This window comes from Bacillus haikouensis (assembly GCF_013179555.1).
In the GTDB taxonomy this organism is placed as follows: Bacteria; Bacillota; Bacilli; order Bacillales; family Bacillaceae_B; genus Rossellomorea; species Rossellomorea haikouensis_A.
In genome coordinates, this window is the sequence record NZ_JABMCR010000271.1 from 1 (window position 1) to 5,334 (window position 5,334).

Here is a 5,334-nt window from a genome sequence, read left to right on the forward strand (position 1 = left end):
ACAATGAAGCCTTTGATCGTTACAGAGGTTACTCATATTCTCATAAACCAGCTTCAATTGATTTCCCTTTAGCCTGGACAGGTCCTTATTACATTAAGGCAGAGTCCTACCCTATGGAAGAATCCTCTGAATTAACAGGCGCTCATGGCTCTTACACTCTTGGCTTTAATGGAGTGACATTGCCTCCTTCGTATAGAGTGACAAGTGAAGAATGCCCCGTGGAATTAAGTACAAAAAAAAGAGAAAACGGTTCAGCTATTTTACGCGATATGCGCACAATTCGCGATACCCTTCTGTCAGAAACGAAAGAAGGTAAAGAATTGTCAGCCCTTTATTATAAAACAGCACCGTTCATATCGGCAAAATTACTTTTTAACAAAGAAACACGGGAAGAAGTTTATACAAATTTAGTAATTGTAAATACTCTGTTGGCAGAAACTGCGGATAATGGCAAATACAGCAGCCATACCATTTCTTCTGCAGAACAGAAAGCCATCCAGACGTTATACAAAATCGCATACGAAGCAGTACCGGGGACACTTCAGAAGCAAATGGATAATGCTTTAACAGGGATCGACCTTACAAATCTATCCAGCACCCAAGTTTCTGCCCTTTTAGATCAAACAGGGTTAATCAAGTCTGCATCAGTTGAAGATCAGAAATTAATCATAAAAGTAAAAGACGATAAATCCGCAAGCAAGGTAATGGCCAAAGTGAAGTCCTACGGTGTAGAATCTGTCGCCCCGTTAAATCAACAAACCAACCAGCTGCTTGTCGTTGATTTAAAAGAAAATGATAGTGGTTATCGAATCAATTCCCTTTCAACTGAGAAACAGATTGCCAAGCTTCCTGATATCGAGTATATAGAGACTGTTCGCTCCTATACTGCGTTATCAGCGGATAAGAGCTACTCCCACCAATGGTCGTTAGACAATCCTGGTATACAGGATGGTGATATACAATATGAAGCATTAGAGAAACTAACCAAAGGGAAACAGCTACCAACGACTTTGATAGCTGTTGTCGACACCGGCGTAGACCACACGTTAGCAGACCTTGCCGACCGCGTGGCAGCTGATAAAGCGAAAAATTTTGTTGCCCAAAATACAGATGCACGTGACGATAACGGTCATGGCACCCATGTCGCTTCTATCATTGCTGCAAATGCAAATAACCATTACTCGATTGCGGGGATTAATCCTTTTTCCAAAATACTTCCAGTTAAAGTGCTTGATTCTACCGGAAGCGGAGATACTGAACAAATCGCTTACGGAATCATGTACGCCGCCGATAAAGGGGCAAAAGTGATTAATTTAAGCTTAGGCGGTCCCTACAGCCGAACGATAGAATACGCCATGCAATATGCTCATAAAAAGGGTGCTGTCATTGTTGCGGCAAGCGGAAATGATGGGATGGAAGAAGTATCCTATCCCGCATCTTCCAAGTATGCCATTTCTGTCGGATCCACTAGCAGATTGAATATCGTTTCAGATTTCTCGAATTACGGGAAAGGACTTGACCTTGTCGCACCAGGGTCTGAAATTCCTGCTCTTTTACCTGACGGAAATGTTACGTATATGAGCGGCACTTCAATGGCGGCCCCTCACGTTTCAGCAGTTGCTGGACTGCTATTATCGCAAAACCCGGGCTTGTCGGCTGGGGATGTCGAACAACTTCTTACACAAACGACCGAAGATGTATCGTTTGATGAACTAGATAATCCTATGAATGAGTATGAAGATCAATACGAAGAAGAAGATCCTTATGAAGAGGAATATCCATATCCGTTTGAAGAATTACTCCCAGGTTATGATATAGTGTCAGGCTGGGGAAGCCTGAATGCCTTCAGTGCTTACAGTTTCGGTGATCTGCAAGTGAAAGTAAATCCGTTATTAAACAACCAGACGAAGGTATCAGGTAAAGCTAAAACAGGATCAACCATTAAAGTAATGAACGGAAGTAAAGTCCTTGGATCAGGTTCATCCAAATCGGGAGCATTCTCTATTTCAATACCTGTGCAAAACGCAGGTCAAGCTATAAAAGTGATTGTAAGTCAAGGGAATGCTGAAGCCACTATCCGTAAAGTGGTGGAAAAAGCTCCGAACAAACCGATCGTAAAGCGGGTTACAAATAAAGATGTCTATATTACAGGGAGTGCTGCCCCTAACTTGAAAGTGAATATCAAAAACGCTGCCAGAAAAATCATTGCAACCGGGAAGATAAACGAAGAAGGTTCGTTTAAAGTGAAGATTCCTGTACAAAAAGCAGGGACTGTACTTTATGTAAGCGTTGCTGAAGGATACAAAGAAAGTTCAGATGTAAAGATATCCGTAGCTGATGTCATTCCTCCAAATGCGCCTAAAGTGAAAACAGTAAGCGACAATAGTACTGCTATTACAGGAACGAGTGATGCATATGCAGTCATAATAGCTAAGGTGAAAGGCAAACAAATTGCCTCAGCAAAAGCTAATACGAAAGGCAGCTTCACTTTAAAGATCAAGAAACAAAAAGCAGGCACAATTATTTCTATTACAGCAAAAGATAAAGCCGGGAACCTCAGCAAAGCTACTGGCATTAAAGTAACCGATAAAACTCCACCCCCAGCACCACAAGTCAACAAAGTGACAAGCAAAAGTAAAACGGTTAAAGGGAAAACAGAAGCAAAGGCAACTGTTTCCGTAAAAGTGAAAAATAGAGTGATCGGAACGGCTAAGGCGGATAAGAAAGGTTCGTTTATGGTGAAAATCAAGCAGCATAAAAAGGGAACAAATATGTATATTACTTCTAAAGATGCTTCAGGTAATGTCAGTAAAGCTAAAAAGGTAAAAGTACAATAAACTAAATAAAAAGTCAGGTACTCTCTTTATCGGGAGTACCTGACTTTTTATGTTAGAGCATTCAGTTCTTTTATTCTGTTTTTGATAAATTGTATATATTTATTATCCTGCTGCAGTTCAAAGACAATGACCGCTTTTTCCATGTAACTTTTTGCCAGTTGAGGTTTGTTAAGAAGTTCTAAATTATATCCAGTGTGGTAATGGAGTTCTCCTAGGAGGTATAAACTATCTTTATGCAATGCCCATTTTATAGCATCTTCACAATAATGATTCGATTCTTCAATTCTTTCCAGCCTTGTTAAGGTCCTAGCCAGATTATAATATAACCTTGTTTTTATGGAATAGTTGTAAAGGTGGGGTAAATGCTGTAGATGTTCCTTGATTTCTTCAAAAACTCCCAATGCTTTATCTAAATCTTCATAAAAGTAAATAGCACCTAGAGATAACAAGATTTCGAGATCTCTTTCTTGTAGGATTTTTCCTTTTACATTTGTAATATTAATTGCATCATAAAGAGTTTTCACTGATGAATCAAGATCCTTCTTTACTTCATACAGATAAATACCTTTGTGCCAAAGTAAAAGCTGCATATTTTTATTATTTTGGATAAATAAAGGATTATCTTCCTCTGCCCTTACGATATCCATCATTTCCTCAAATTTTAGATTTCTACGAAGGATTTTTAGTTGTTGAAACACTTCTTGTACATAATCTAGCCTTGGGGTTGTACCAATATCAAAGAAATAATTTACATCAACCCCCAATTTCTGTGATATTTGATATAGTGTAGAGGCATATGGAAAAACATCCCCTTTCTCAATTTTACTTATTTGCGCTTGCGTACAGATGCCTTCAGCTAGTTCTTCTTGAGAAAGTCCACTATTTTTTCTAAGTTCTTTGATTTTCTTACCAACTGCTGTAAAATCCATTAGTATCCTCCTCTAATATGCCTAGAGTTATATTTTGTGATGAAAATAGTTGAAAAAACTATCTTATAATGAAATAAATAGGTAATTTGACATCATACCCTAAATTAACATATATTGAAAATATGTTTTAATTATAATAACATATATATCACTAATCTTATCGAATATCTATTTGAATAAGAAAGGGAGGAAAGACCCATGAGAAAATGTTTTCTTACTATTCTAACGGTTTCAGTTCTTCTTCTTGGTGTTGCAGGGGCTTCAAGCAACTCAACAGAAGCAGCAGGAATGACCATCCAAAAAACTGAACTTCCAGGCAGTGCTCATTAATTACTATACTTAAAACTTCCCGACTAGGGAAGTTTTTTCATTTAGGATATATTCATATAGGAATATTCCTAAAGTTATATAAAAGAGGAAACGAACCCAAATTAGCACACTTTTATTGTATATTGTCTTCCTCACCGATAATGAGCCAAAATACACTTAAAATGAATTCATGATAGGATAAAAGTACAATATCAGAAAGGGGGCTTCATGATGAAAGAACTCAACATGAAAGTAAATCCTCTATATTCCGAGGTAGATTTGTCGATACAGTTCCATTTCGAATTTGTACAAGGTGAAAGCAAGGTCGGAGAAGCGCTGGTTTCTACCTATTCGATTCTGGATAGCAATGAAACACTTCGTCAATCAAAATCTGCCAGCTTTGCGAAAACCCAAAAATGCGCGGTGATTGATCGCTTCGAAGTGATCAATGAAACGGAAAAAACATGCATGAAGAAACTCCGTCACTTCCTCCAGGTTATCGGCATGAAAGAAATACACTCAGGCTACAACTTATATAGAAAAGCATAATTTGAAGGCCCGTTCCGCAGTGATTTAACGTACTGTGGAACGGGCCTTGTTTAGTTGATCAGGCTGTTGAGGACGAGCAGGCTTGCAATCCGGCTCGTCATATCCCGTATATCCAGTGTCGGGTCGATCTCTACAATATCCATCGTTTGAACTTTCGGGTGCTGTATGGTTTGCTTGACTGCCTGAGTGAGCGTGTCCGGGTCCATCCCGCCGGGCCCTATTGCCGGGCAGCCCGGGGCATAGGCTTGGTCAAGCACGTCCATATCGACGGATAGGTAGATGGTGTCTACCTTGTCTTCTAGATGCGTCAGAGCGCTTTGGATCAGTTCTGTGATTCCGCGCTGCCTGACGTCCTTCATTGTATAGACGGTTACGCCGTTTTCGATGGCGTAGTCGTGATAGGCTTTGGCGTTTGAATAGTTGCGTATGCCAATTTGGATAAGATGTTCACCTTTCAGATGGCCCCCTTCTATTAATCTTCTAAATGGGGTGCCGTTGGTCGGCCCCCCGTCTTCGGTGTTACGGAGGTCATGATGAGCATCAAGCTGAATGATGCCGACCGTACCTCTAGTTTCTTTGATGGCTTTCACAGTCGACGTCGTAATGGAGTGATCGCCGCCCAGGATGATGGTGAACGGTGCCGCTTGGGCTTCTGTGATTTCTTTGGTTGCCTGGTAAATTCTCTGATGACATTCTTCGATTGACGTTGG

At 40.0% G+C, this 5,334-nt stretch carries 5 protein-coding genes; 3 read left to right on the forward strand and 2 right to left on the reverse strand.

The features are described from left to right. Nucleotides 1-2,837, forward strand: a 2,837-nt coding sequence (locus HP456_RS19345; RefSeq protein ID WP_172254141.1) for a S8 family peptidase, incomplete at its 5' end; no start/stop codon positions are given. A gap of 47 nt (nt 2,838-2,884) precedes the next feature. On the opposite strand, the gene HP456_RS19350 is transcribed toward HP456_RS19345, so the two are convergent. Then, entirely contained in the window at nt 2,885-3,766 is an 882-nt protein-coding gene (locus HP456_RS19350; protein WP_172254143.1) for a helix-turn-helix domain-containing protein, read from the reverse strand. A gap of 198 nt (nt 3,767-3,964) precedes the next feature. Between HP456_RS19350 and HP456_RS25425 the strand changes: the two genes are divergently transcribed. Together HP456_RS25425 and HP456_RS19355 are read left to right on the forward strand one after the other, a co-directional pair. Then, complete coding sequence (locus HP456_RS25425) at nt 3,965-4,096, forward strand: hypothetical protein (RefSeq protein WP_281358091.1); 132 nt, start codon at nt 3,965-3,967, stop codon at nt 4,094-4,096. A 207-nt stretch (nt 4,097-4,303) separates the two neighbouring features. Beyond that, nucleotides 4,304-4,624, forward strand: coding sequence for a hypothetical protein (locus HP456_RS19355; RefSeq protein ID WP_172254145.1), 321 nt, complete (start codon nt 4,304-4,306; stop codon nt 4,622-4,624). A 50-nt stretch (nt 4,625-4,674) separates the two neighbouring features. Here the strand turns inward: HP456_RS19355 and hutG are convergent. Continuing rightward, nucleotides 4,675-5,334, reverse strand: a 660-nt coding sequence (gene hutG, locus HP456_RS19360) for a formimidoylglutamase (protein WP_172254147.1), incomplete at its 5' end; no start/stop codon positions are given.